The following is a 26897-nucleotide window of genomic DNA, read 5'->3' on the forward strand; positions in this document are numbered from 1 at the left end:
GCGGGGCGCAATAAGTGTGATGCCCGACTATAACGCGCAGGCCGGTCGACTGTGAACGCAGACGGCTTATTCAGTCTCTGAATGGGGCGTCACATCTTGACTCAGTCTCAGCGGTTGGCCAGTATTTAGCTATCGCCATATTGGCGATAGCTTGCCGAGCATGTCTACTGAATATCGATTTCGCGATACATACCGCATTCAGTTGCACGAGAAGGATCATCCGCCGCCTCATGTCCACCTGACCGGTGGCGGGCTGGACGTCATGCTCTGCCTGGAAACCGTCGAAGTAATGGCGGGCAAGGCACCACCGCTGATTATCAAGGAAGCACTGGCGTGGGTCAGGGCCCATCAAGTGCAATTGCTGGAGGATTGGAAACGATGTTACCCATGAAACGACCACGGCTATCAGCCGTGCAGGCGCTGCCGGATTTCCATCTGGCGCTGACCTTCATCGATGGCCAGCAACTGACCCTGGATTTGAGTCGCGATGTGCAGGCCTTTCCCGGGTTGCAGCCATTGCTGGAAGGGCGCGCGTTTGAAGGTGCAACCCTGGGCGATGATGGCTGGAGTGTTGAATGGCCTGAGCCGGATATCCAGATTGGCGCAGACACGCTTTATCTGGATGCGCTCGCGCAAAATGCATCGGACGAAAACACCCGGATCTTCATCGACTGGCGTGCGCGCACCGGGTTGCCGCTCAATAAGGCCGCCGAGGCTCTGGGGGTCAGTGCCCGCAGCATCACCCGCTACAGCAGTGGCCGTGAAGTGGTGCCCCGATCGCTGGCATTGGCCTGCCTGGGTTGGGACTTCCTGCAGCAGCAGTCGGGTTCCTGCCGGGCGGCTGAAGAATCCGGTCGCTATACCGTCACACGCAAACGTTAACCGGCATCCGGCTTGGGCCGTTCATAGCGGGCATTGAACGCCTGGATGAAACCGTTGCGTAAAATCTGCAAAAACGCCTGGAACGCGCTGATATCTTGCTGGTGCACGTTGCCGCTCAGTTCCACGCGCGTTGCGAACTGGTTTTTCTGCTGGTTCTTGAGCACCGTCTCGGTGCCGCCGACGAGGGCCTCCCAGACGGAGCGGAAAAGTCCTTTCTTCTCGTTCTCCACATCTTGTTGCCAATTGAACACGTCGACGTCCTTCAGCAAGGGTTTGATATAGCCCTTGAGTTGTCCCTTGTTGGCTTCGGCCTCGATCACCACGTCGCCATGGCCGGCATTGAAGTCGAACTTGCCGTAGGCCGAGGCGAAGTCGTTCATGCGTTTGAGTTCGATGTCCCTGGCCCGCAGCCGGAACTCGAAGTCTTCGAAGTTGCTCAGCGGATCGAAGGTGGCCGTGGTTTCCAGTGGCGCATGCCCAAGCAGCAGTGCCTTGCCTTCGAACCGGGCATCACGCTTGCCTTCGGTGTCGACCACATTGGTCAGGTTGTAAATGCTCGCGTTGACCTGGGTGGCGTTCATGTTGACGGGAGGCTTGGAATTGAAGTTTCGAAAACTGATCTTGCCCTCATGAATGCGTATTTCATTGAAGGTGATCGGTGCCAGTTTGCTTAACTGAGCCCGCCAGTCGGTGCCTTCACCCGTTTGGGAGTTTTGCTTGTTGGCACCACCGTCGACGAAGTTCACTTCGGGGTTGATGAACTGCGCCTCGGCCACCACCGCGTGGTCGTACCAGAGCGAATGCCAACTGACCGAGAGGTCGATCAGTGGCGCATTGACGAAAGGCACCGGGACCTTGCCATCGACCTTGACGATTTTCAGTCCGTTGATTTTGTAGGCGCCGCGCCACAGGGCCAGGTCAACGTCGGTGATCTGGCCGCGGTAGTCACCCATGTCCGCCAGTTTGTCGTTCAAGTAGTCGCGCACGATGTAAGGCAGGGCGATGTGCAGCGCAATCAGCAGCACAGCGACGCCGGCGAAAATCCAAAGAGGCCAACTGTATCTACGTTTCATGATGGCAAATCTCAGGCGATGTAAAGCCATTGACTGCGCTGACAACCGGACGTTCGACCTGACTGGACGACTACCGGCAACAGGCATACCTTGGAGGGCTTATTCAACGCTGTATAAGGACCCAGCCATGAGCCGTATTTTCGCTGACAACGCCCATTCCATCGGCAATACGCCGCTGGTGCAGATCAACCGGATCGCCCCCCGCGGTGTGACCATCCTGGCCAAGATCGAAGGGCGAAACCCCGGATATTCGGTCAAGTGCCGGATTGGCGCGAACATGATCTGGGACGCCGAAAGCACCGGCAAACTCAAGCCGGGAATGACCATCGTCGAACCCACCTCCGGCAACACCGGCATCGGACTGGCCTTCGTGGCGGCTGCCCGTGGTTACAAACTGATGCTGACCATGCCGGCGTCCATGAGTATTGAACGACGCAAAGTGCTGAAGGCGCTCGGCGCCGAACTCGTTCTGACGGAGCCGACCAAAGGAATGAAAGGCGCGATTGAAAAGGCCGGCGAAATCGTCGCCAGCAACCCGTCAGCCTACTTCATGCCGGCGCAGTTCGATAACCCGGCCAACCCGGCCATCCATGAAAAAACCACGGGTCCGGAGATCTGGAACGATACCGACGGTGCGGTCGACGTCTTGGTGGCAGGCGTCGGAACAGGCGGAACCATTACCGGGGTTTCGCGGTATATCAAGAATACCCAGGGCAAACCGATTCTCTCGGTGGCGGTGGAGCCGGTTTCTTCGCCGGTGATCACCCAGGCGCGGGCCGGGGAAGAGATCAAACCGCTCGCCCCGCACAAGATCCAGGGTATCGGCGCCGGTTTCGTGCCGAAGAATCTGGACCTGTCGATGGTCGACCGGGTCGAGTTGGTCAGCGACGACGAGTCCAAGGCCATGGCCCTGCGTTTGATGCAGGAGGAAGGGATTTTGTGCGGCATCTCCTGCGGCGCCGCGATGGCTGTGGCGGTGCGCTTGGCGGAAACGCCGGAAATGCAGGGCAAGACCATCGTGGTGATCCTGCCTGACTCCGGTGAACGCTACCTGTCGAGCATGCTGTTCAGTGATCTGTTTACCGACCAGGAGAACCAGCAATAACAAGCTCTGGACCGGGCTGGGACAGTGGGTTGACTCAGGTCAGCCCCTGTTCAGGAACCTTATGTTAAGAAGTGCTTTATTGCGCGATCCTTAACACTGAATGTGAGAACTGCGGGTTATTCCCGTAGCCGGCAATGTTTATCATGCCGGCTGCCACGTCGGGTAAATGGCGTTGTGCAGAGTTGTTTTTTTTCAAGGAGCTGTTGATGACCTTTTCCTTAGTCGCGAAGGCGTCGCTATTGCTGCTGTTTCTCGGCAGTACACTTTATGTGCACCTGCGCGGCAAGGCGCGTTTGCCCGTCCTGCGTCAATTCGTCAACCATTCGGCACTGTTCGCCCCCTATAACGCCTTGATGTACCTGTTCTCCAGCGTGCCGTCCAAACCCTATCTGGACCGCAGCAGGTTTCCCGAACTTGATGTGCTCAGGGACAACTGGCAAGTCATTCGCGACGAAGCGATGCACTTGTTTGACGAGGGTTACATCTGCGCCGCGCAAAAGAACAATGACGCCGGTTTTGGCTCGTTCTTCAAGAAGGGCTGGAAGCGTTTCTACCTCAAGTGGTACGACCAACCCCTGCCATCGGCTGAAGCCCTGTGCCCGAAAACCGTGGCCTTGGTCAGCAGCATTCCCAACATCAAAGGCGCGATGTTCGCGTTGCTGCCTGGCGGCAGTCACCTCAACCCGCACCGCGACCCATTCGCCGGTTCCCTGCGTTATCACCTGGGGCTGTCGACACCCAACTCTGACGATTGCCGCATCTTCGTCGACGGCCAGGTTTATGCCTGGCGCGATGGCGAAGACGTCATGTTCGATGAAACCTACGTGCACTGGGTCAAGAACGAAACAGAGAAGACCCGGGTCATCCTGTTCTGCGACGTCGAACGACCGCTGAGCAACTGCTTCATGACTCGCATCAACCGTTGGATCAGCGCTTTTTTGGGCCGCGCCACCGCGCCCCAGAACCTTGATGACGAACGTGTGGGCGGGATCAACCGGGCCTATGCCTGGAGCAAGAACTCCAGTGACAGGTTCACCGATGTGATCAAACGGTGGAAGCGTCGCAATCCCAAAGCCTACCGCGTGATGCGGCCGGTGCTGGCGGTGGTGGTGTTAGTGTTGTTGGGGTATTGGTTATTTGGGTGATTGTCGGCAACAAAAAACCGCTCTTCGGAGTTTTTTTTTAGGGGACTTTTTCATTGATTTACCCATCTTTCCTCCGCTATTGATCAGAGCTCTTCCAGTTCATCTCGTAGCTGGGCAATGCTGACGCCAGCAAGCTTTCTAGCCTTTGACCTATACAGTTGATACCGAAGATACGTCCGTTCCCTTGGCATACGATCTCTTGCATTCCATGTCCCCTACAGCGGGCGTTGCAGTTTCTCCCAAGCCTAGGCATCTGAACTCAGCCTGTCGTTACTGGCCCTTTGACCAAGTCATTGCAATCCATGTCGAGCGCTGGTTATAGTCGGCGCACAGTGAGTTTCAGGATTCGCTTTTTTATCCCTCGTATAAAGATCAGCCCATGCCAGCTTCCCTCATCAAAGCGGTAGTCGATTCAGCGGTCAACGCTGGCGTCGTGCCGTGCGGGAATCAGCAGCCTGTGCAGATCAGTCATTACCCCCCACCTGTCAGTAGCACGCCGGTGTGCGCAGTCGTATCACCGCCAAGCGTTGGCTTCTCGGGCTGATCAGCGTTTTTCTGCTGTTCCCATGCCCGTCTGAAAAACGCCCGCTTGAAAAAACTACTGAATTTCAGCTTCGGCTGAGTTGGCTTTTTGCCTGACTACAGGTGGTATTCATGTTTGTCCTTTCGAAAAAGTCCGCACTCGCGGCGGCGTCCACGAGCCTGTTCGTCCTGCTGTGGAGCAGCGGGGCGATCTTCTCAAAATGGGGGCTGGCCCATGCGTCACCCTTTGCGTTTTTGCTGTTTCGCTTTGCCATCGCACTGTGCGGTCTGGTGTTATTGGTACCGTTGCTCAAGCTGAAGTTGCCCAAGGGCGGCAGGCCGATGTTGTTTGCAATGGCCACGGGCGTGGTGCTGCTGGGGGCTTATCAGATTTTCTATCTGCTGGCCCTGGATCTGAAGGTCACGCCGGGGGTGATGGCAACCATCATGGGCGTGCAGCCGATTCTCACCGTGGTGATCATGGAGCGTCAGCGATCAATCAGCAGAATGTTCGGTCTGGCCCTGGGCCTGGCCGGGTTGATCATGGTGGTTTACCAGGGTATCGGTCTGGCCGGCATGTCGTTGGCTGGAATGCTCTTCGGTTTGCTGGCGCTGGCGAGCATGACGTTCGGCTCGATCATGCAGAAGCGCATCACCGACAATCCCCTCGGCACACTGCCGGTTCAATACCTGGCGGGGTTGTTGCTCTGCGGGATTTTCGTGCCGTTCCAGCCGTTTCATTTTGAACACGGCACCGGTTTTATCGTGCCGGTGTTGTGGATGGGACTGGTGGTGTCGGTACTGGCGACCTTGTTGCTGTATCGCTTGATCGCCCGGGGCAATCTGGTGAATGTCACCAGTCTGTTCTACCTGGTGCCCGCGGTCACAGCGATCATGGACTACCTGATTTTTGGCAACCGATTGGCGGCACTGAGCATGCTCGGGATGCTGCTGATCATCGTCGGCCTGGTATTCGTATTCCGTAAAACCGCTTGAACCCGAAAAGGCCCGGAGCATTGCTCCGGGCCTTTTTCATTGGGTCAGCGCATGCTCGGCCCGCACCGAATTCATGAACGCCTGCATCGCCGACGATTGAATGCGATGACGCCGGGTGATCAGTCCGAACGGCGGCAGTCGTGCTTCGAACTTGATCGGTAACACCGCCAGCAGGTCGCGGCCGGGATAATCCTCGACCACTGACACCGGCGTGACACCGAGCATGTCGGTTTGCTGCACCAACGAAAGCAACGTCATGATCGAGGTGGTTTCGACAATACTGCTGGGGATGTCGACCCGAGCGTTGTGGAACACCTGATTGATGATCGCGCGCATCGGGCTTGGATGTTGTTGCAGCACCCAGGTCATGTGCTGCAATTCCGCCCAGCTCAACTGCTTCTCCTGCGCCAGTGGATTTTGCGCGCCGGCGATCACGCACAGGGCTTCTTCACCGAGGCTATCGAACAGCAACTCTTCGGCCCGCGCACCGGGTGGAATCCGCCCCAAAACGATATCCAGTTGATCCTGCAACAGCGCCTGCACCAGCACGTCGCTGGTATCGACCTGGATGCTCATCGACAACCGTGGATGGCTTTGTTTCAAGGTCGCGATGGTCCGGGTCAACAACCCCGAGGCCAGTGCCGGAATCGCACCGACCGCCACCCGACCAAGGTTGCCGGATTCGAGCGCTACCAGTTCCTCACGCATGCCGCTGAGTTCGGCGAACACCATGCGCGCGTAATAAATAACGGTTTCCCCGAATGGGGTAGAGCGCATGCCGCGGGGCAAGCGCTCGAAGAGTTCGACGCCGAGCAGGTCCTCGGCTTCGTGCAGCATCTTGGTCGCCGCCGGTTGGGTCATGCCGATGTGGTCGGCGGCGCGGCGCAACGAGCCGAATTCCTGCAGCGCCAGCATCAGCCGCAGTTGGCGCAGACGCAGTCGACTGTGGATCACATTGGCATCAGGAATTCGGGTCATGGGCCGCACTCGCAAAAAGGACTGCGGCAAGCCTGACAATAAATGTCAGGCGTTGCCAGCATTGCTGTGTCACAGCACCGATTTTGGCTTGGCGACGTGGGGTTTGCGCAGGCCCATCAAGGTTTGCAACGCCTTGGAAATCAGCGGCCAGAACAGCATCAGCAGCGCCGCCGTGGTCAGGCTGCCCACCAATGGGTTGGACCAGAAGATTCCCAGTTGCCCGTCGGAGAACAGCATTGACTGACGGAACGCATCTTCCGCCTTGTCACCCAACACCGCCGCCAGTACCAGCGGAGCAATCGGGTAGCCGAGTTTCTTGAACAGATAACCCAGCGCGCCGAAGCCCAGCATCAGCACTACGTCGAAGAACGAGTTGTGCACCGAGTACGCGCCGATGGCGCAGACCATGATGATAATCGGCGCGATGATCGAGAACGGAATGCGCAGGATCGACGCGAACAACGGCACGGTGGCCAACACCACGATCAGGCTCACCACGTTGCCCAAATACATGCTGGCGATCAGGCCCCAGACAAAATCATGCTGTTCGACGAACAGCGTCGGCCCGGGATGCAGGCCCCAGATCATCAACCCGCCAAGCATCACCGCCGCCGTGGCCGAGCCGGGGATGCCCAGGGTCAGCATCGGCAGCAGGGCGCTGGTGCCGGCAGCGTGGTCGGCGGTTTCCGGGGCGATCACGCCTTCGAGTTCACCCTTGCCGAAGTTCTCGCGGTTCTTCGAGAAGCGTCGCGCCAGGCTGTAGCTCATGAACGATGCCGCAGTCGGACCGCCGGGCGTGATGCCCATCCAGCAACCGACCAGGGTGCTGCGCACAATGGTCCACCAGTAGCGCGGCAGTTTGGCCCAGGTACGCAGGATGATCATCGGTGTGATGCGCGCATGCTCGCCACGGAACACCAGGCCTTCTTCCACGGTGCAGAGGATTTCGCCAATGCCGAACAGGCCGATCACCGCGACTTCAAAGCTGATGCCGGTCATCAGGGCTGGCTGGTCGAAGGTCAGGCGCAGGTTGCCGGACACGGTGTCCATGCCAACGGCGGCCATGGCGAAGCCGATCATCATCGCCACCACGGTTTTCAGTGGCGGATTTTTGCTCATGCCGATGAACGTGCAGAACGCCAGCAAGTACACCGCGAAGAACTCCGGTGAACTGAAAGACATGGCAAACGCGGCAATCTTTGTCGACAGGAATGTCAGCAACAGCACACCGGCCAACGCACCGATCAGCGCCGAGCTGAACGCGGCGGTGAGGGCTTCGGCGGCGCGACCTTCGCGGGCCATCGGGTAGCCGTCGAAGGTGGTCGCCACCGATGAGGGCTCGCCGGGAATGTTGAACAGAATCGAGGTGATCGAGCCGCCGAACAGCGCGCCCCAATACATGCACGACAACAGAATGATCGCCGACACCGGCGACATGGTGAACGTCAGCGGCAGCAACAATGCCACGCCATTGGGGGCGCCGAGGCCGGGCAATACGCCGACCAGGATGCCCAGCAGCACGCCGATCACCATCAGGCCGATATGGCCCGGGGTCAGGATCAGGTTCATGCCTTGCAGCAGGGAATCGAACTCGCTCATTTGAAACTTCTCCCGGCCAGAGTAATCCAGTCGCCCATCGGGCCGGCATCCAGCGGGACCTTGAACCACAATGCGAAAATCAGGTAGCTGGCCAGCACTGCGCCCAGGGACACGGTGCCGATCATCCACTTGCCGTAAGGTTTGGCGCGGACCGTGTCACGCCACATGAACCAAGCGATGAACACCGCCGAGGCCACATAGATGCCGGTAAACGGCATGGCCGCGACGAACAGCGCAATCGGGATGAACACCGACAACACCTGCTTGAACGCACTGCGGCTGACGAACGCAACGCTCAGCGCTTGCCAGCGCACCACGGTCAATACGCCATTGGCCACGCTTGCGGCGCTCAGCATCAAACCGATGTAGAAGGGAAAGTAACCCGGCTCGGGGCCGGAATCGCCCCAGCCGATACCTTGTTCGATGCTGCCGAACATCACCACCACGCCGATGAGCGTGGTGAAGAGTGTCAGGCCGAGTTCGACCCAGCGGGTGCCGACCAGCGTGGGAGAATCCGAAGAATGGGACATGAAAAAACCTCCAGAAGGTGACGGCCGTACGCAGGCGAACGGCCGCAGGCAACTCAGTTTTTCAGCCAGCCGGCTTCCTTGAACACCGGCGTGACGCGGGCGGTGTCCTTTTCAATGTAGGCGGTCAGCGGCTCGCCTTCGAGGAAGGTAGGCACCAGCGCGTTCTGCTTGACGTAGGCCTTGAACTCCGGAGTCTCGGTAACTTTGCGCATCAGCTCGACATAAAACGCCCGTTGTTCGGCGGTGACTTCGCCGGGCATGAACACGGTGCGCGGGAACCGATACTGATCGATGCCCAGGCCTTGTTCGTGACAGGTCGGTACGTCGGCCCAGGATTTGTCACCGGCGACTTTCTCGGTGTAGGTCATGCGCTCTTTACTGAACACGCAAAGCGGTTCGACCTGGTCACCGCGCCATTGGCTGATGCTTTCGCTGGGGTTGTTGACGTTGGCGGCGATGTGTTTGCCCGCCAGTTGCGTCGCGGCTTCGCTGCCGCTCTTGAACGGGATGTACACCAATTTGCTGTTGTTGGTCTGGTTGAGCAGCAGGGTCAGGGTCTGGTCGACGTCCTTGGATTGGCTGCCACCCATGCGCAGTTTCGACGGGTCAGCCTTGGCCGCTTCGTAGAAGCTTTTGGCGTCTTTCCACGGGGCACCCTTGTAGCTCCAGAGAATGAAGTCATCTTCGGCCACGGCGGCAACGGGGGTCAGTTCCTGCCATTGATAACCGAGCTTGGACACCAGCGGCAACAGGTAGATGTTGTTGGTGCCGATCACCAGTTTTTCCGGATCGCCCTTGTTCATTTTCAGGTCGAGAAAGGCTTCGGCGCCGTTGCCGCCGCCCTTGTTCAGGACGATGGTATTCACGTCGAGGAATTTGTGAGTGGTGATGATCGACTGGATCAGCCGGCCAAGCTGGTCGGTGCCGCCACCGGGGCCGCCGGCAACCACGATTTCGACGTTCTTGTCCGGTTGCCAGGCGTGAGCGAGGGCCGGAAGGGCACCGGCGGCGACCAGGGTACAGCCGAGAAACAGACGGGATGTGCGACGGACGAATGCATTTCGCATGGAAGGCCTCGTTTTTGTAGTTGTTATGAGTGACTTGTCTGCGCTCGAAAGCCGCAAGTCTGGATTGAGTGTGGGAAGGACCACGCGCCGCGTCTAGTCAAAACAATACATACACCGATAGCCTGGGGTTATAGGTCGCGACAGGCAAAACGACGCTTATCGCTCAAGGCTTTGCGCCAGAGCCTTTTGCGAGGAAAGTCGGGTTAACGCGATCCATTGAAAGCGCCCTGAAAGCAGGGCATGCCATAACCCGAGGCTATCGCCTTATTTCAAGTTTTGATTAGACGGTTATCACTGAGCCTTCGATAGTGCTTACCAGCGGCGCCAGGGAGCGGCACTGCTCCAAACATAGAAAGCTGCATCGACAACAATAATAAAAGAGGTACGCACCATGGCTCGTCCCAGTGCTTCCCTGCATCTGCCCGGCGCAGATGTTCAGCCAGCGGAAGCGGCAACCCCGCTGACCGGCGCCACCAAGGCCAGCAGCGTACGCTGGCGAATCTTTGCGATCATCTTCGCGTTGACCATGGTCAACCTGATCGACCGGGTCTCGCTGTCTATCGCGATGCCGACCATTGCCCATGAGTTTTCCCTGTCGCCCAGCACGCAAGGGCTGATTCTCAGCAGCTTCTTCTGGGCGTATGCGCTGTTGCAGATCCCTGGCGGCTGGATGATTGATCGCTTTGGCCCGCACCGGGTCATCAGCTGGTCTACCGGATTGTGGGGCACGTTTCAGGTGCTGGCGGCGTTTGCGACCGGCGGCTTGTCGTTGCTGTTTGCGCGGGTTGCTCTCGGTGCGGCCGAGGCGCCGTTGTTTCCCTCCGGCGGCAAGCTGATTTCCCTGTGGCTGGCCCCGAGTGAGCGCAGTCGCGGCGCGGTGCTGATGGACAGCGGCAGCCCGTTGGGCGTGGCGCTTGGCGGGTTGATCATTGCTTATTTGATTGCTTCGCTGGATTCGTGGCGCCTGGCGTTCGTGATCGCCGGCATCGCGACATTGGTGCTGGCCTGGCTGGCGCGGCGTTATCTGCGTGATGATCCGGCCAGCCACCCGCAGGTGAATGCGGCGGAACTGGAGAAAATCAACGCCGGACGTGCCACACCTGCTGCCGAAGCCGCCCGCGCGCCGGTCAAAGGCCTGGGCATTGCCGCACGTTCCCTGACGGGTTTGCTGATCGGTCGTGCCAGTTGGGCGATGGTTTACTTCGGCCTACTGACCTGGGGCCCGAGTTATCTGGCCCAGGCACGTGGCTTCGATATCAAGGGCATCGGCGCGGCGACGTTCGTGATCTTCGTCTGCGGTGCGCTGGGTTCGTTGACCGGCGGTTTCCTCTGCGACGGGTTGATCCGCAAAGGCGTCAGTCGCGGTGTAGCCGTCAAGAGCCTGCTGGCGTTTTCCGGTCTGGTGGCCCTCGGCGCGTTCCTGTTGCTGCCGACCCTGAGCGATCCTTTTGCGGCCGTGGCGTTGTTGGCCATGACCGCGTTTTTCTTGATGTGGGGCAGCCTCTACTGGAGCTTCCCGGCGTTGCTGGCGGCACCCGCGCGAGTCGGGTTGATCGGTGGCGTGATGAACATGGCCGGCAGTACCGGTGGCATTGCGGTGCCGATTCTGGTGGGGATCATTCTGCAAATGACCGGTGGTTTTGCGCCGGTGTTGGGCTTCTTCGCGGCGTGCTCGGCGGTGTTTGTTCTGGCCACGTTGTTCATCAGTCTCGATGAGGTGCGTTATGACTGAACGCTTATCCGGTAAGGCATGGAACGGCCCGATCATCGATGCTCATCATCACTTTTGGGACCCGGCCATCAACGACCACCCCTGGCTGGCTTCCGACGCCAACATCCCGTTCCGTTACGGCGATTACAGCGCGATCAAGCGCCGCTATTTTCCCGAGGATTACTTCGCCGATGCGGGTGAACACCGGGTGGTGCAAACGGTGTACGTCGAGACCGAATGGAACCCGCAGGATCCGATTGGCGAAACCCGTTTCATCGAACAACTGGCGGCGCGATACGGCGTACCGAATGCAGTGGTCGCGCAAGCCTGGCTCGATCACCCGGACGCCATCGCGGTGCTCACCGAACAAGCGCGCTTCAAGCATGTGCGCAGCGTTCGCCACAAACCCGGCGGGCCGACCACGCCTGCCCAAGTTGGCCATGTACGCAGCCTGATGAGCGACGAACACTGGCGCCGCAGTTTTGCCTCACTGCAAGGGCTGGGGTTGCATTTCGATTTGCAGACACCCTGGTGGAACCTGCACGAGGCCGAACGGCTGGCCCGGGACTTTCCCGGCACCACGCTGATTCTCAATCACGCCGGGCTGCCGAATGATCGCAGTGCCGAAGGCCTGGCGGGTTGGCGTTTGGCGATGGCGCGGCTGGCCGAGTGGCCGAACGTGCAGGTGAAAATTTCTGGCCTGGGACAGGGCGGTCAGCCGTGGCGCGCCAGAAACAACGCCTGGATCGTGCGCGAAGTGATCGCGATATTCGGCAGCGACCGGGCGATGTTCGCCAGCAACTTCCCCGTGGACAGCCTGTGCGGCTCGTTCGACGACATTTACAGCGGTTTCAAATCCATCGTTGCTGATTTGCCAGAGGCCGATCAGGAGCGACTGTTCTACAGCAACGCGCAGCGGGTTTATCGCTGCGAGCCTTGCGCCATTGACCGAACCTGGCCTGAACCCTTGAGGAGTGAAGCATGAACAAGACAACCATCGCCATGGTCCTGGGTGACCCGGCAGGCATCGGCCCGGAACTGATCGCACGCCTGCTCGCCGAGCCCGACGTGCGCCGTCAGGCCAACGTGATTTTGATCGCCGATGAGGCGGAAATGCGCCGCGGCATGCGCATCGCCGGGACGGAGTTTCCTTATCGTCGTGTGGAGTCTCTGGATCAGCTGGATTTCCGCGATGACACGCCGCTGTTCTACGATTTTCGCGGCGACACCATTGGCGAATTCCCCCGCAGTGAAGCCAGCGTCATCGGCGGTCGCTACAGCCTCGACACCCTGGAAAAAGCCCTGCGCCTGACCGAGATCGGCACCACTGATGCGGTGCTCTTCGGGCCGTTGAACAAGACCTCGCTGCACATGGCCGGCATGGCCCACAGCGACGAACTGCACTGGTTTGCCGAACTGCTGGATTTCCATGGGCCGTTCTGCGAATTCAACGTGCTCGACAATCTGTGGACTTCACGGGTGACGTCCCACGTGGCCCTGGCCGACGTGCCGGGCATGCTCAGCCAGACGCGGGTGGTGGAAGCGATTCAACTGATCGATACCGCCCTCAAGCGCAACGGCCTGGAAAAACCGCGCATTGGCGTGTGTGGCTTGAACCCGCATAACGGTGACAACGGCTCGTTCGGCCGCGAAGAACTGGACATCATCGGCCCGGCGGTGCGCTCGGCGCAGGCGCTGGGGATCGCGGCCGAAGGACCGTATCCGGGGGACACGATTTTCCTCAAGGTGCAGGGCGACGCCAGTGCCTTCGATGCGGTGGTGACGATGTATCACGACCAGGGGCAGATCGCGATCAAGTTGATGGGCTTCTCGCGAGGGGTGACGGTGCAGGGCGGGTTGCCGATTCCGATTACCACCCCGGCCCATGGCACTGCGTTCGACATCTCGGGGCAGGGCAAGGCAAATGTCGGCGCGATTCGCCAAGCGTTCGAAATCGCCTGCCGGATGGGCGCCAACAGCTACTGACACAACACTATTCCTGTGGGAGCGGGCTTGCTCGCGAAAGCAGTCTTTCAGTCACTGCAAAGGTGACTGTCGGGCCGCCTTCGCGAGCAAGCCCGCTCCCACATTTTTTTGTGTGAAGCCTGATAACCCTATCTACCCATTAATCCATTTTTCCTATCACCCCAGGTTATCGCCGGATACGCATAAGTGATTATCCGCCACCCCTTTGCGCTGGCTAAAGTCGCTCCATCGAATGCCCGCAACCGGCCACACGATCGGTTCTGCGCAGCGACTCAACAACTACAAGAAGCCGGCAGCACAAGGAACTGTATTCATGAAAATCAAAGCGATCCGTACCCGCGTTTTCGAGTGGAAAGGCAAAGTCGTTCCACCTCAGGCGCACTTCTGCACCAACGCCAGCGACATCCTGTTCGAGCGCGGCGATGCCATGGGCTCGTTCCGCTTCCACGGCTGGCTGGTGGTGGAAGTCGAGACCGACACCGGTCTTGTCGGCATCGGTAACTGCGCCCTGGCGCCGCGTGTGGCCAAGGAAATTATCGACACCTATCTGGCGCCGATCGCCATTGGCGAGGACCCGTTCGACAACGAATACATCTGGCAGAAAATGTATCGCCAGAGCCACGCCTGGGGGCGCAAAGGCATTGGCATGGCGGCGATCTCGGCGATCGACATCGCCATCTGGGACATCATGGGTAAAGCGGTCAACAAGCCGGTGTTCAAGCTGCTCGGCGGCCGCACCAAGGAAAAAATCTGGACCTACGCCTCCAAGCTCTACGCCAACGATAACCTCGACCTGTTCCTCGAAGAAGCCCAGGGTTATCTGAACCAGGGTTTCACCGCGTTGAAAATGCGTTTCGGCTACGGTCCGAAAGACGGCCCGGCGGGCATGCGCAAGAACATCGAGCAAGTACGCGCCCTGCGCAATCTGGCTGGCCCCGACATCGACATCATGCTCGAGTGCTACATGGGCTGGACCCTGGAATATGCGCGCCGCATGTTGCCCAAACTCGCCGATTTCGAACCGCGCTGGCTCGAAGAACCGGTGATCGCCGACGACATCGAAGGCTACATCGAGCTGAAGAAAATGGGGATCATGCCGATCTCCGGCGGCGAGCATGAATTCACCTCCTACGGCTTCAAGGATCTGCTGGAACGCCGCGCTATCGACGTGATCCAGTACGACACCAACCGCGTCGGCGGCATCACCGCCGCGCGCAAGATCAACGCCATGGCCGAAGCCTGGTCGGTGCCAGTGATCCCGCACGCCGGGCAGATGCACAACTATCACCTGACCATGTCCACCACCGCCTCGCCGATGGCCGAGTTCTTCCCGGTGTTCGACGTCGAGGTCGGCAACGAGCTTTTCTACTACGTGTTCAAGGGCGAGCCGCAACCAGTCAACGGCTACATCCAGCTCGACGATGACAAGCCGGGCCTGGGCCTGGAAATCTCCGATGAATACCTGAGCGACTTCAACATCATCGAATGATGTTCAGGCGCCGCGCGGGCGGCGCCATCCACGACTTTCTGGAGGGCTGACATGCGCCTGATTCAATTCGAAAACGCTGCCGGGGAGCGCCAGGTCGGTCTCGTCGAGGGTCCACAGGTCCAGGTGCTGCGCGACACTCGCAGCACCCGTGAACTGGCACTCGCGGCGATCCGCGCCCAGCGCAGCCTGCAAGAAGAAGTCGCGCAACGCGGCACCGAGCCAGGCCCGGACTACGCGCAACTGTTGCAGCAGGGCCAAGTCCTGCCGCCGCTGGATCACGAAGATCCGGCCCATTGCCTGATCAGCGGCACCGGCCTGACTCACCTGGGCAGCGCATCGGCGCGGGACAAAATGCACCAGCAGGATGGCGCGGTCGAAGCTGGCATGACCGACACCATGCGCATCTTCAAGTGGGGCCTGGAGGGCGGCAAACCTGCGGCCGGGCAGGTCGGAGCGCAACCGGAATGGTTCTACAAGGGTGACGGCAGCATCGTCGTGCGCCCCGGCGCGGACTTCCCGGTACCACCGTTTGCCGAAGACGCCGGGGAAGAACCGGAACTCACCGGCCTCTATGTGATCGGCGACGACGGCCAGCCATACCGCGTCGGCTATGCCTTGGGCAACGAGTTCTCCGACCATGTGATGGAGCGACGCAATTACCTGTACCTCGCGCACTCGAAACTGCGCTTCTGCGCCTACGGCCCGGAGCTGCGTGTCGGCGAATTGCCCAAGCACCTGGCCGGCACCAGCCGGATCAAACGCAACGGCGAAACGATCTGGGAAAAGGAGTTTCTCAGCGGCGAAGACAACATGTGCCACAGCCTTGCCAACCTCGAATTTCATCACTTCAAGTACGCGCAGTTTTTGCGTCCGGGCGATGTTCACGTGCATTACTTCGGCACTGCCACATTGTCGTTTGCCGACGGCGTGAAAACCCAGCCGGGGGATCGTTTTCAGATCAGCCTCGATGAGTTCGGTGCACCGCTGGAAAACGGTATTGGCGAAAGCGCCCAGCCGTTGGCCATCGGCCAGGTTCGTGCGCTCTAAGCCTTCAATTACCGGCGATGTTGGCCGGTCAAGGAATCACTCATGACATTGCCACTTGGACACAACTACATCGGCGGTCGTCGCAGCGCCAACGGAACGCTGCAACTGCAAAGCCTGGATGCCACAACCGGCGAACCATTGCCCGGCAGTTTCTTCCAGGCCACTGAGGCGGAAGTGGACGCTGCCGCCAACGCGGCTGCCGCTGCGTACCCGATCTACCGCAACCTGAGTGCCGAGAAACGCGCGCAGTTTCTCGACGCCATCGCTGATGAAATCGATGCCTTGGGCGATGACTTCGTCGCAACGGTGTGCCGCGAAACCGCATTGCCGGCCGGCCGTATCCAGGGCGAACGCGGTCGCACCAGCGGCCAGATGCGTCTGTTCGCCAAGGTTCTGCGTCGCGGTGATTTCTACGGGGCGCGGATTGATCGGGCGTTGCCGGACCGCCAACCGTTGCCGCGTCCGGATCTGCGTCAGTACCGCATCGGCCTGGGACCTGTCGCAGTGTTCGGCGCCAGCAACTTTCCGCTGGCGTTTTCCACTGCTGGCGGCGACACGGCATCGGCACTGGCCGCCGGTTGCCCGGTGGTATTCAAGGCACACAGCGGACACATGGCGACGGCCGAGTGGGTGGCGGACGCGATCATCCGCGCTGCCGAGCGCACTGAGATGCCGGCCGGCGTATTCAACATGATTTACGGCGGCGGGGTCGGTGAGTGGCTGGTCAAGCACCCGGCGATTCAGGCGGTGGGCTTCACCGGTTCGCTCAAGGGCGGCAATGCCCTGAGCCACATGGCCGCGACCCGCCCGCAGCCGATCCCGGTGTTTGCCGAGATGTCGAGCATCAACCCGGTGTTCCTGCTGCCCAAAGCTCTCGCGGAGCGGGGCGAGCAGATCGCCGCGCAACTGGCCGGTTCGGTGACGCTGGGTTGCGGTCAGTTCTGTACCAATCCGGGTCTGGTCATTGGCCTGCGTTCACCGCAGTTCAGCCTGTTTCTGGAAACGTTTTGCGCCAGCATGAACCAGCAACCGGCGCAGACCATGCTCAACGCCGGCGCGTTGCTCAGTTACAGCAAAGGCCTGGGCGAACTGCATGAACATCCGGGGCTGACGCACCTGGCGGGCAAACCGCAACAGGGCAATCAAGCCCAGCCACAGGTGTTCCAGGCTGACGTCAGTCTGTTGCTCAAGGGCGATGAACTGCTTCAGGAAGAAGTGTTCGGGCCGACCACCATCGTGATTGAAGTCGAGGATCAGGCGCAGCTGGCGGCGGCGTTGCACGGCTTGCGCGGGCAACTGACGGCGACGTTGATTGGCGAGGCCGAGGAGTTGTTGGAATACCGTTGGCTGGCGGAGGCGTTGCAGGAAAAGGTCGGCCGGATTCTGCTCAACGGCTATCCGACCGGGGTCGAGGTGTGCGAGGCGATGGTGCATGGCGGGCCGTACCCGGCGACTTCGGATTCGCGGGGGACGTCGGTCGGAACGTTGGCTATCGATCGCTTCCTGCGGCCGGTGTGCTTCCAGAATTATCCGGATGGGTTGTTGCCTGAGGCGTTGCAGAACGCTAATCCGCTGGGGATTCGGCGGTTGTTGGATGGGGAGGTGAGTGACCAGGCTTTGTGATTTTTGGTGTCTGGACTATTGCCTTCGCGAGCAAGCCCGCTCCCACATTGGATCTGTGTCACGACGAAGATCCAATGTGGGAGCGGGCTTGCTCGCGAAGGGGCCGTCAGCCACACCACAACACTACCGCGCAGACACCTCAGCCGACTTCACCGCTGCAGGCTTCAACACCAACCACAGCGCCACCGCAATCAACACCCCGCCATAGATGTGCGCCATCGACAGCGGCTCATCCAGCAACAGCGCCCCCCACAACACCCCGAACGGCGGGATCAGGAAGGTCGTAGTCATCGACTTCACCGGCCCGACCGAGCTGAGCAGACGGAAGTAAATAATGTACGCCAAGGCCGTACACACCAATCCCAACCCCAGCAACGATAACCAGACATTCCAGCCGCCCCAGCTCGCCGGCGGCTGGCTGATCACGCTGTAACCGAACAATGGCAACAAAAACAAAGTCGCCCCGAGCATACTGCCCACCGCCGAAAGACGACTGTCGAGACCTCCCGCGTGATCGAGCCAGCGACGAGCCAGGAACCCGGCAAAACCGTAGCAGGTCGTGGCGAGCAAGCAGGCAAGGGCGCCCATCAGCAGTTCCATGTCGAACGCCACCGGACCGGCACGCGTCAGGATGCCGACGCCAAACAGCCCGAGAAACACCCCGCCCAGCTTGGCGCCCGTGAGTTTTTCATGGAAGAACAGACCGCCGATCAACACCCCCATCAGCGGCGTGGTGGCGTTGAAAATCGCCGAATAGCCGGCCGGCAGCACTTGCGCGGCGACTGAATACAGAGTCGCCGGAATCCCGGAGTTGATCACCCCGAGCAGCATCACGGTTTTGAGTTTGCCTTTGAAATCCCAGCTGATGCGCATCAGCCCGAGGATCACCAGCAACCCGACCGCCGCAATCGACACCCGGAAAAACGCGGTGGGGATTGTGCCAATCACTGGGGCGATGATGCGCATGAACAAGAAACTCGCGCCCCAGATCGCCGCCAGCGACAGCAATCGAAAAATATCGACGGGGTTCACGGTGCACTCCTTTCTTTATGGGGCCGAGAGTGTTGCCGAGAGTTCTGGCGATCGCAACCGCTAACTGGGCATTGAAACCACAAGCTCGATCTTAAGTTGAGGTTTTAGGACGTGGTATTTACAAGCTGTCTATGGCCTCGCTAAATCCCACTCGCATTGTTTCAACCGATCATTGTCAGTGCCATTTCGGGTTTTGATATCGCCGTTTTTGTCTAGGTATACGTGTGTCTCGGGCCACTCTGGCGTGACGCTAATGCAATGCCAACGGCCTAGTTCGCTTTTCCAGGAAAATTCCATGAAGAACTGGCTATTGGGAAATAGATATCCGTTGTCACTTACGGAACTTCCTGGTGGCATGCGCCCCCTGTAGATCCGATCCTTGACGTTCCAGACGTATCGCAGTTCTTCCCGCCCTTCCTTGGGATAGTGGACGGTTACAGTGGGTAGTACGCTCTGCCACATGGCAATCCCTACCAGAGGCAGCAATGGAACCAATAACCACCATCTAAATTGATTTCTCATTTTATTTGCAGTCGTGGACACTGACGCCGTCTCCCCAATCATTTGGTCCTACTGCCAACACTTCATCCATCACCATTTTTGGTGTTATTCCGCCGTTTGGGTATTTGTTAGCGAGCTTCACACCTATGCTGATCGATACCCTATCAGCGACATCGTCCCATGATCGCAAAGCGGTCCATGGGCTAGCCGAAGGATGAGGGCCGGGAAGTGTCCTTTCCGCTTTCCGTTTATTTTTTAATTCCTCAATTTTTCTCAGGATGTCAGACGCAATCTGTTCAGCCTCGGCACCATCCAGTAGCACACTTTCTGAAAGCCCACCGATGATCCCGACGTATCCGTAATGGACGTTCAACCAGATGTCGTAGTAATAATCGTACTGCCCCTGCTTATGACGCACACCGGGGAATAGCCGACGGAGCTTCGGCTTGTGATCCCACACTTGGTCCTGGCCAACTTTTTTGGTCCATATCGCCGCCGCTGCAACTTTCTTCGCTTTTGCAATGCTGGCGAAGTTCGGTGGTCCACTCATGCGTGCGAGCAACGGTAACTCCGTATACTCTTTCGCCGCCGCGCGGGGATCGTAGTCAATCAACTTTCTCATCTCCAGAACAGCCGGATCATGGATGTTTCGATTCATCTCCCCAGCAATGTAACTCGCCAACTCTTCCATCATGTCTGGATGAGGGCAGACCTTTTGAGTCTTTCGAAAGGCGATATAGAACGGCGGGATTGCGGTTTCAGGGAACCAGACAATCATGTCTTGATACTCCGGCGGATGCACCGGGTTAACCAGAATCTTGTTGGCGGTTTCAGTTGGCGGGTACACCCACACAGGCGGAAGCGTTGGCGCGTCTTTCAGGGCGGTTATTTTCGCCGTGGCGCTTGATTCAGTTGCGGGTGTCCAGATCAGTTTGATGCCTTGAACCAGCTCGACGACAAATCTTTCACCGTCTGCCGTAGCCGCGACGACCGGCACGTTTTCCCAATCTTTGTTCTTGCCGGTGTAGAACCCGTAAGCGCGAACAGAATCGTTTGGGAGGTGTTCAACGTGAACCCGCACCCGTGTTTTGGCAGTGGTGAGCATGGCGAATTGATCGAGTGTATAAAGCGCGCGGTCGGGTGAGGTCGTGTTCGGTATGAGTACAGCGGCGAGGATATTCAGATTCGGCGGGGCCATCGCCAAAGTGCCCCCCCAAACGGCTGGTTAGTGCCGTGGCGCTGCCAGACCCACCTATCCACGTTAACGGCGTGTCAGCCGCAGGCATCGCTGAACCGCTGCCCAACACTGCAAAGGCTCCGTACTGTGTCAGCAACTCTACGGGGATGAATCCTCCGGGGTTGCTGTTATTGATTAAGCCGTCTGGCAACGAGCCGCTCTTGGCGAACACACAACCCTTGGTGTCGGGCTTTGGTACGGGCTGCGGGCGGTGTTCGTTGCGTCGGGCTTCGTCGCGGGCCAGCCCTTGTTCATACCGGAGTATGTCGGTCGCTTGACGGCGCAGGTCTTCGGCGGTCGGTTTGCGGGGAGTACAGGCGGGGCAACCACACATGATAAATGCGTCCATACATTCGTCGAGAAAACGCACCCTAACGGGAGGTTTAATGAGCGGCTGTAGGGCGATTCCGAATTGCAGTGCTCCGCTTTCCTGTTTTCATGTGGCTGCTGTGATGCAGCATCGGCGCAAAATTACGCTTCTCCTGCACCCGGTTCACTGGCTAAGCTCAGGCCTTCCGGAATTCCCGTTGAGGTCTCACCTATGCCGCAGCAATGGCCAGCCGCCGATATCGCCCGACTGATCCTCGATGGCTTTGACGATTACCGCGAGCATTTCCGTCAGATCACCGACGGTGCCCGGGCCCGTTTCGAACAGGCCAAGTGGCAGGAGACGCAAATCGCGTCGGCCGCGCGGATCAATCTGTACGAAGAAAAAGTCAGCGAAACGGTGGAGCGCCTGCGCATCGCGTTTGACACCGAAACGCTGGACGTCAGCTGCTGGCCGCTGGTCAAAAGCGCGTACATCACGCTGATCGACCTGCGCTTCGACGATGAACTGTCCGAAACCTGGTACAACTCGATCTTCTGCGGGCTGTTCAGCCATGACCTGATCAGCGACGGCTGCATGTTCATCCACACCACCCGGCCAAGCCTGCGCCGGGCTCGCGCTGCGCAAACCCGCACGTATAAGCCTCAGGGCCAGTTGTCCGGCATGCTTGCGAGCATTTTTTCCGACTATCGCTTCAGCGAGGATTACGCCGACCTGGCCGGCGACCTGCGCCGCCTCGAAGCCCAATTGCGCGAAAACCTGCCGGATTGGGTCTGCAAGGACCCGGAGCTGAGTGTCGAACTGTTTTCCTCGGTGCTCTACCGCAACAAGGGCGCGTACCTGGTGGGGCGCATCTACACCCAGGACGAACAATGGCCACTGGTGATTCCGCTGCTGCACCGCGAAGGGCGCGGGATTCAGATCGATGCGCTGATTACCGATGAAGCGGATGTGTCGATCATCTTCTCGTTCACCCGTTCGTATTTCATGGTGGATGTGCCGGTGCCGGCGGAGTTCATCGGTTTCCTCAGGCGCATCCTGCCGGGCAAGCACATTGCTGAGCTGTACACCTCAATCGGCTTTTACAAACACGGCAAGTCCGAGTTCTACCGCGCACTGATCAATCACCTGGCCAACACCGATGACCAGTTCATCATGGCCCCCGGTGTGCGCGGCATGGTCATGAGCGTGTTCACCCTGCCGGGTTTCAACACCGTATTCAAAATCATCAAGGACCGTTTCTCGCCGTCGAAAAACGTCGACCGCGCCACGGTGATCGAGAAGTACCGGTTGGTGAAGAGCGTCGACCGCGTCGGGCGCATGGCCGATACCCAGGAGTTCGCCGATTTCCGCTTCCCGTTGAGCAAGTTCGACCCGGCGTGCCTGGAGGAGCTGCTGGAAGTGGCCGCGTCCACGGTCTCGGTGGAGGACGACACGGTGCTGATCCGCCACTGTTGGACCGAACGGCGGATGACGCCATTGAACCTGTACCTGGAAAACGCCAACGACGCGCAGGTTCGCGAGGCGCTGGAAGATTACGGCCTGGCGATCAAGCAACTGGCGGCGGCGAACATCTTTCCCGGCGACATGCTGCTGAAGAACTTCGGCGTTACCCGTCACGGGCGCGTGGTGTTTTATGACTACGACGAAATCTGCTTCCTGACCGAAGCCAACTTCCGCCACATCCCGCAGCCGCGCACGCCGGAAGACGAAATGGCCTCCGAGCCGTGGTACTCGATCGGGCCGCTGGATGTGTTCCCCGAGGAATTCCCGCCGTTCCTGTTTGCCGATTCCGGGCAGCGCAAGTTGTTCGATCAGTTGCATGGTGAGTTGTACAACGCTGATTATTGGAAAAGCCTGCAAGAGGCGATTCGGGAGGGGAAGGTGATTGATGTGTTCCCGTATCGGCGCAAGGGCCTCGACAACGAGTAGTTCTCTGCGATTGCTGCGCAATCGATTCGCGGGCAAACCCGCTCCTACAGTGGACCTGTGTGAACCACAGTTTTGTGAGCAACCGAAAACCCTGTGGGAGCGGGCTTGCCCGCGATCGGCCGCGCAGCGGTCGTAAAATCTGCGACAATCCGCCCCCTGCGCCACTAAACGACTTTTGCGTACCTGATGACTGACGAATCGCCTTCCATCGACAAACTGCTGAAAAACCTCGATCACGCCATGCTCGCCGACCGCCACCGGCTGCGGCGGCAGTTGCTTGAGCTGCGCAAAAAACCTGACGAGGCCAAACTGGCCCAGTGGGTGACGCGCATGCAGGCGTCCTGTGATCAGGTGCTGGCGCGGCGGGCCAGCCTGCCGGTGATTCGTTACGATGACAGCCTGCCGATCGCCGCCAAGCGCGACGAAATCAAAGCAGCGCTGCTCAAGCATCAGGTGCTGATCATTGCTGGCGAAACCGGCTCGGGTAAAACCACCCAGTTGCCGAAGATCTGCCTGGAAATCGGTCGCGGCCAGCATGGCTTGATCGGCCACACCCAGCCCCGTCGAATCGCCGCCCGCAGCGTGGCGAGCCGGGTCGCTGAAGAACTGGCGACGCCGCTGGGCGCGCTGGTCGGCTATCAGGTGCGGTTCGAGGATCAGAGCGATTCCAACACGCTGATCAAACTGATGACCGACGGCATCCTGCTGGCGGAAACCCAGAATGACCGCTACCTCGAACGCTACGACACGATCATCGTCGACGAAGCCCACGAGCGCAGCCTCAACATCGACTTCCTGCTCGGCTACCTGAAAACCCTGCTGCCGCGTCGCCCGGACCTGAAAGTCATCATCACCTCGGCGACCATCGACCTGGAGCGTTTCTCCAAGCATTTCGATGACGCGCCGATTGTCGAAGTCTCCGGTCGCACCTTCCCGGTGGAAACCTGGTACCGCCCGCTGACCCTGGAGCAGGACGAAGAGGGCAACCGCGTCGAGGACGACTTGACTGTGGATCAGGCGATCCTCGCCACCCTCGACGAAATCGCCGCGTTCGAGCGCAGCGAGCGCAAGAGCCCCGGCGATGTGCTGGTGTTCCTGCCTGGCGAGCGCGAGATTCGCGACGCCGCCGACATGCTGCGCAAGGCCCAGCTCAAGCACACCGAAATCCTGCCGCTGTACGCGCGATTGTCGCCGGCGGAACAGCAGCGGATTTTCCAGTCGCACCCAGGACGCCGTGTGGTACTGGCGACCAACGTCGCGGAAACCTCGCTGACGGTGCCGGGCATTCGTTATGTAATCGACAGCGGCACCGCGCGCATCAGTCGCTACAGCTACCGCGCCAAGGTCCAGCGCCTGCCCATCGAAGCCATTTCCCAAGCCAGCGCCAACCAACGTAAAGGCCGTTGCGGACGGGTCGAGCCGGGCATTTGCATCCGTCTTTACGGCGAAGAAGACTTCATCGGTCGCCCGGAATTTACCGACCCGGAAATCCTGCGTACCAACCTCGCGGCGGTGATTTTGCAGATGCTGCATCTGCGCCTGGGCGAGATCACCGATTTTCCGTTTATCGAGCCGCCGGATGGCAAGGCCATCAGCGACGGTTTCAACCTGCTGCAAGAACTCTCGGCAGTGGATCGCAACAGTCAACTGACCCCGCTCGGTCGCCAGTTGGCGCGGCTGCCGGTGGACCCGCGCATGGGCCGCATGCTGCTGGAAGCGGCGAAACTCGGCAGCTTGCAGGAAGTGCTGATCGTCGCCAGCGCCATGTCGATTCAAGACCCGCGCGAGCGCCCGCCGGAGCGTCAGCAAGCCGCCGATCAGGCCCACGCGCAGTGGAAGGACGTGGACTCGGACTTCGCCGGGCTGGTCAATCTGTGGCGGGGTTTCGAAGAACAGCGCCAGGCGCTGACGGCGAGTCCATTGCGCAACTGGTGCCGCAAGAACTTCCTCAATTACCTGCGTTTACGCGAGTGGCGCGACTCCCATCGCCAGTTGAGCCTGATCTGCCGCGACATGCAGCTGAGCCTCAATAAAGAGCCGGCGGATTACCCGAAACTGCACAAAGCCGTGCTGTCGGGGCTGCTGAGTCAGATCGGCCAGAAAACCGAAGACGGTGATTACCTCGGCGCCCGTCAGCGGCGCTTCTGGATTCATCCGTCATCGGGCCTCGGCAAGAAGCGTCCGCAATGGCTGATGGCTGCCGAGCTGGTGGAAACCACCAAGCTTTATGCGCGCATGGTCGCCAAGATCGACGCCGACTGGATCGAGCCGCTGGCCGGGCACCTGATCAAGAAAAACCACTTCGAACCCCATTGGGAGAAGAAGCGCGGCCAGGTCGTGGCGTTCGAGCAGATCACCCTGTTCGGGCTGATCGTGGTCGGTCGCCGGCCGGTGCATTACGGGCCGATTGATCCGGTGGTGTCTCGTGAATTTTTCATTCGCGAAGGTTTGGTGCGCGGCGAGATTCAATCCAAAGCCAAATGTTTGTCGGCCAATGCGCAGTTGTTGGAGCAGCTCGACGAACTGGAAGCCAAGGCCCGTCGTCGCGACATCCTCGCCGACGAAGAAACCCTGTTCGCCTTCTACGACGCGCGACTGCCGGCGGAAATCCACCAGACTGCGACCTTCGACAGCTGGTACCGGGTCAACAGCCAGAAAGACCCGCAGCTGCTGATCATGCGCGAAGAAGACGTGCTGGCCCGCGAGGCCAGTGAAGTCACCGCTCTGCATTACCCGGACACCTTGCACATCGGTGATCTGGAGTTGGTGCTGAGCTATCACTTCGAGCCGAATCACCCGCGCGACGGCGTGACCTTGCGCGTGCCGGCGCCGTTGTTGCCGATGCTGCCGCCGGAACGTCTGGAATGGCTGGTGCCCGGCGTGATCGAGGCCAAGTGCATCGCGTTGGTCCGTAACCTGCCCAAGGCCCTGCGCAAGAATTTTGTGCCGGTGCCGGACTTCGTCAAAGCGGCGTTGCAGCGCATGACCTTTGCCGAGGGCTCATTGCCTCAGGCGTTGGGCCGCGAGTTGCTGCGCATGACGGGGGCGCGGGTCAGCGACGAAGCCTGGGCCGAAGCGGCGCAGCAGGTCGAAAGTCATTTGCGGATGAACCTGGAAATCGTTGACGGCCAAGGCAAGTTCCTTGGCGAAGGACGAGATCTGGCGGAACTGACCGCACGCTTTGCCGAGGCCAGCCAAGCGGCGTTGGCTGTTCCGCAAACTGCGAAAAACCAGCAGCCGGTCGAGCCGAAAGTCTTTGCCGCCGTCGCCGAGAAAACTCAACAGAAGATCGCCGGGCTGTCGATGACGGTTTATCCGGCGCTGGTGGAAGAGAGCGGTACGGTCAAGGAAGGGCGTTTCTCGACCCCGGCCGAAGCCGAGTTCCAGCATCGGCGCGCCTTGCAGCGTCTGCTGATGCAGCAACTGGCCGAACCGGCGAAGTTCCTGCGCGGCAAGTTGCCGGGGCTGACCGAACTGGGCCTGATGTATCGCGAGCTGGGGCGTATTGATGCTCTGGTGGAGGACATTCTGCTGGCCAGTCTCGACAGCTGCATCCTCGATGGCGAAGACCCGTTGCCGCGCGATGGCGCCGGGTTGGCATCACTGGCCGAGCGCAAGCGTGGCGGCTGGACCGAACATGCCGAGCGGCTGGCGAAGCTGACGCTGGAGATTCTCAAGCTCTGGCACGGCCTGCAAAAGCGCTTCAAGGGCAAGATCGACCTGGCGCAAGCCGTGGCGCTGAACGACATCAAGCAGCAGCTCAGTCATCTGGTCTATCCGGGTTTCGTGCGCGAAACGCCGATGCAGTGGCTCAAGGAACTGCCGCGCTATCTGAAAGCAGTCGAGCAGCGCTTCGAAAAAATCGGTGCTCAGGTGCAGAGGGATCGGGTCTGGAGTGGCGAATTGTCCGGTCTCTGGAGTCAATACCAGACCCGTGCCAACAAGCATGCTCAGGAAGGCAAGCGCGATCCGCAGCTGGAACTCTACCGCTGGTGGCTGGAGGAATACCGGGTTTCGCTGTTCGCCCAGCAGTTGGGGACCAGGGTGCCCATCTCCGACAAGCGCCTGAACAAACAATGGACGCAAGTCGAGCCATAAACCCTGCGGGAGCGGG

Annotated in this window: 20 protein-coding genes; 13 read left to right on the top strand and 7 right to left on the bottom strand. The window is 59.7% G+C overall.

Annotated features, from left to right (window positions below):
- Positions 1-160: 160 nt before the first annotated feature.
- Together ACA055_RS07065 and ACA055_RS07070 are read left to right on the top strand one after the other, a co-directional pair.
- Positions 161-391 carry a DUF4160 domain-containing protein gene (locus ACA055_RS07065; protein WP_497682975.1) on the top strand — a complete coding sequence of 77 codons (231 nt, stop codon included), beginning with the start codon at positions 161-163 and terminating at the stop codon, positions 389-391.
- A complete protein-coding gene (locus ACA055_RS07070; protein ID WP_497682976.1) occupies positions 379-882 on the top strand; it encodes a DUF2442 domain-containing protein in 504 nt (167 codons plus the stop codon). Before ACA055_RS07065 ends, ACA055_RS07070 begins: the two co-directional genes overlap by 13 nt.
- Here the strand turns inward: ACA055_RS07070 and ACA055_RS07075 are convergent.
- Complete coding sequence (locus ACA055_RS07075; protein ID WP_497682977.1) at positions 879-1955, bottom strand: DUF748 domain-containing protein; 1077 nt, start codon at positions 1953-1955, stop codon at positions 879-881. The two genes, ACA055_RS07070 and ACA055_RS07075, sit on opposite strands and share 4 nt — an antisense overlap.
- A 127-nt stretch (positions 1956-2082) precedes the next feature.
- Here ACA055_RS07075 and cysK point away from each other — a divergent pair, with 127 nt between their 5' ends.
- The 3 genes from cysK (at position 2083) to ACA055_RS07090 (ending at position 5723) form a co-directional block, all read left to right on the top strand.
- The gene (gene cysK / locus ACA055_RS07080; RefSeq protein ID WP_497682978.1) at positions 2083-3060 is read left to right on the top strand and encodes a cysteine synthase A; all 978 of its coding nucleotides are present in this window, start codon (positions 2083-2085) and stop codon (positions 3058-3060) included.
- 206 nt (positions 3061-3266) lie between these two features.
- Entirely contained in the window at positions 3267-4205 is a 939-nt protein-coding gene (locus ACA055_RS07085) for an aspartyl/asparaginyl beta-hydroxylase domain-containing protein (protein WP_497682979.1), read from the top strand.
- Between the two features lie 654 nt (positions 4206-4859).
- Entirely contained in the window at positions 4860-5723 is an 864-nt protein-coding gene (locus ACA055_RS07090) for a DMT family transporter (protein WP_497682980.1), read from the top strand.
- A 36-nt stretch (positions 5724-5759) separates the two neighbouring features.
- Here ACA055_RS07090 and ACA055_RS07095 read toward each other — a convergent pair whose 3' ends face one another.
- The 4 genes from ACA055_RS07095 to ACA055_RS07110 form a co-directional block, all read right to left on the bottom strand.
- Positions 5760-6701, bottom strand: coding sequence for a LysR family transcriptional regulator (locus tag ACA055_RS07095; protein WP_497682981.1), 942 nt, complete (start codon positions 6699-6701; stop codon positions 5760-5762).
- 69 nt (positions 6702-6770) lie between these two features.
- Positions 6771-8300, bottom strand: a complete 1530-nt coding sequence (locus ACA055_RS07100; protein ID WP_497682982.1) for a tripartite tricarboxylate transporter permease — start codon at positions 8298-8300, stop codon at positions 6771-6773.
- Positions 8297-8830, bottom strand: a complete 534-nt coding sequence (locus ACA055_RS07105; RefSeq protein WP_497682983.1) for a tripartite tricarboxylate transporter TctB family protein — start codon at positions 8828-8830, stop codon at positions 8297-8299. The genes ACA055_RS07100 and ACA055_RS07105 overlap by 4 nt, the downstream gene beginning before the upstream one ends.
- 53 nt (positions 8831-8883) lie before the next feature.
- Complete coding sequence (locus ACA055_RS07110; protein WP_497682984.1) at positions 8884-9897, bottom strand: Bug family tripartite tricarboxylate transporter substrate binding protein; 1014 nt, start codon at positions 9895-9897, stop codon at positions 8884-8886.
- Positions 9898-10288: 391 nt separating this feature from the next.
- On the opposite strand from ACA055_RS07110, the gene ACA055_RS07115 reads away from it, so the two are divergent.
- The 6 genes from ACA055_RS07115 (at position 10289) to ACA055_RS07140 (ending at position 17753) form a co-directional block, all read left to right on the top strand.
- Positions 10289-11629 carry an MFS transporter gene (locus ACA055_RS07115; protein WP_497682985.1) on the top strand — a complete coding sequence of 447 codons (1341 nt, stop codon included), beginning with the start codon at positions 10289-10291 and terminating at the stop codon, positions 11627-11629.
- Positions 11622-12593 (top strand): amidohydrolase family protein, encoded by a 972-nt coding sequence (locus tag ACA055_RS07120; RefSeq protein ID WP_497682986.1) that lies wholly within the window; start codon positions 11622-11624, stop codon positions 12591-12593. Before ACA055_RS07115 ends, ACA055_RS07120 begins: the two co-directional genes overlap by 8 nt.
- The gene (locus ACA055_RS07125) at positions 12590-13594 is read left to right on the top strand and encodes a 4-hydroxythreonine-4-phosphate dehydrogenase PdxA (RefSeq protein WP_497682987.1); all 1005 of its coding nucleotides are present in this window, start codon (positions 12590-12592) and stop codon (positions 13592-13594) included. Before ACA055_RS07120 ends, ACA055_RS07125 begins: the two co-directional genes overlap by 4 nt.
- 313 nt (positions 13595-13907) lie before the next feature.
- Complete coding sequence (locus ACA055_RS07130; RefSeq protein ID WP_497682988.1) at positions 13908-15083, top strand: L-rhamnonate dehydratase; 1176 nt, start codon at positions 13908-13910, stop codon at positions 15081-15083.
- 51 nt (positions 15084-15134) lie between these two features.
- The gene (araD1, locus tag ACA055_RS07135) at positions 15135-16130 is read left to right on the top strand and encodes an AraD1 family protein (protein ID WP_497682989.1); all 996 of its coding nucleotides are present in this window, start codon (positions 15135-15137) and stop codon (positions 16128-16130) included.
- A gap of 42 nt (positions 16131-16172) precedes the next feature.
- Positions 16173-17753, top strand: a complete 1581-nt coding sequence (locus tag ACA055_RS07140; protein WP_497682990.1) for an aldehyde dehydrogenase (NADP(+)) — start codon at positions 16173-16175, stop codon at positions 17751-17753.
- A gap of 123 nt (positions 17754-17876) precedes the next feature.
- On the opposite strand, the gene ACA055_RS07145 is transcribed toward ACA055_RS07140, so the two are convergent.
- Entirely contained in the window at positions 17877-18785 is a 909-nt protein-coding gene (locus ACA055_RS07145) for a DMT family transporter (protein ID WP_497682991.1), read from the bottom strand.
- Between the two features lie 523 nt (positions 18786-19308).
- Positions 19309-20484, bottom strand: coding sequence for a polymorphic toxin type 44 domain-containing protein (locus ACA055_RS07150; RefSeq protein ID WP_497682992.1), 1176 nt, complete (start codon positions 20482-20484; stop codon positions 19309-19311).
- A gap of 580 nt (positions 20485-21064) precedes the next feature.
- Between ACA055_RS07150 and aceK the strand changes: the two genes are divergently transcribed.
- Together aceK and hrpA are read left to right on the top strand one after the other, a co-directional pair.
- Positions 21065-22783 (top strand): bifunctional isocitrate dehydrogenase kinase/phosphatase, encoded by a 1719-nt coding sequence (aceK, locus tag ACA055_RS07155; RefSeq protein ID WP_497682993.1) that lies wholly within the window; start codon positions 21065-21067, stop codon positions 22781-22783.
- A 186-nt stretch (positions 22784-22969) separates the two neighbouring features.
- Positions 22970-26881 carry an ATP-dependent RNA helicase HrpA gene (hrpA, locus tag ACA055_RS07160; protein WP_497682994.1) on the top strand — a complete coding sequence of 1304 codons (3912 nt, stop codon included), beginning with the start codon at positions 22970-22972 and terminating at the stop codon, positions 26879-26881.
- Positions 26882-26897: the final 16 nt, after the last annotated feature.

The organism is Pseudomonas sp. LBUM1657 (genome assembly GCF_059716075.1).

Coding starts and splice junctions, on each gene's coding strand:
- ACA055_RS07110 (WP_497682984.1), bottom strand. CDS start 9,897: ATGCGAAATGCATTCGTCCGTCGCACATCCCGTCTGTTTCTCGGCTGT.
- ACA055_RS07070 (WP_497682976.1), top strand. CDS start 379: ATGTTACCCATGAAACGACCACGGCTATCAGCCGTGCAGGCGCTGCCG.
- ACA055_RS07065 (WP_497682975.1), top strand. CDS start 161: ATGTCTACTGAATATCGATTTCGCGATACATACCGCATTCAGTTGCAC.
- ACA055_RS07140 (WP_497682990.1), top strand. CDS start 16,173: ATGACATTGCCACTTGGACACAACTACATCGGCGGTCGTCGCAGCGCC.
- hrpA (WP_497682994.1), top strand. CDS start 22,970: ATGACTGACGAATCGCCTTCCATCGACAAACTGCTGAAAAACCTCGAT.
- ACA055_RS07130 (WP_497682988.1), top strand. CDS start 13,908: ATGAAAATCAAAGCGATCCGTACCCGCGTTTTCGAGTGGAAAGGCAAA.
- ACA055_RS07100 (WP_497682982.1), bottom strand. CDS start 8,300: ATGAGCGAGTTCGATTCCCTGCTGCAAGGCATGAACCTGATCCTGACC.
- cysK (WP_497682978.1), top strand. CDS start 2,083: ATGAGCCGTATTTTCGCTGACAACGCCCATTCCATCGGCAATACGCCG.
- ACA055_RS07095 (WP_497682981.1), bottom strand. CDS start 6,701: ATGACCCGAATTCCTGATGCCAATGTGATCCACAGTCGACTGCGTCTG.
- aceK (WP_497682993.1), top strand. CDS start 21,065: ATGCCGCAGCAATGGCCAGCCGCCGATATCGCCCGACTGATCCTCGAT.
- ACA055_RS07105 (WP_497682983.1), bottom strand. CDS start 8,830: ATGTCCCATTCTTCGGATTCTCCCACGCTGGTCGGCACCCGCTGGGTC.
- ACA055_RS07125 (WP_497682987.1), top strand. CDS start 12,590: ATGAACAAGACAACCATCGCCATGGTCCTGGGTGACCCGGCAGGCATC.
- ACA055_RS07120 (WP_497682986.1), top strand. CDS start 11,622: ATGACTGAACGCTTATCCGGTAAGGCATGGAACGGCCCGATCATCGAT.
- ACA055_RS07085 (WP_497682979.1), top strand. CDS start 3,267: ATGACCTTTTCCTTAGTCGCGAAGGCGTCGCTATTGCTGCTGTTTCTC.
- ACA055_RS07075 (WP_497682977.1), bottom strand. CDS start 1,955: ATGAAACGTAGATACAGTTGGCCTCTTTGGATTTTCGCCGGCGTCGCT.
- ACA055_RS07150 (WP_497682992.1), bottom strand. CDS start 20,484: ATGGCCCCGCCGAATCTGAATATCCTCGCCGCTGTACTCATACCGAAC.
- ACA055_RS07090 (WP_497682980.1), top strand. CDS start 4,860: ATGTTTGTCCTTTCGAAAAAGTCCGCACTCGCGGCGGCGTCCACGAGC.
- ACA055_RS07115 (WP_497682985.1), top strand. CDS start 10,289: ATGGCTCGTCCCAGTGCTTCCCTGCATCTGCCCGGCGCAGATGTTCAG.
- araD1 (WP_497682989.1), top strand. CDS start 15,135: ATGCGCCTGATTCAATTCGAAAACGCTGCCGGGGAGCGCCAGGTCGGT.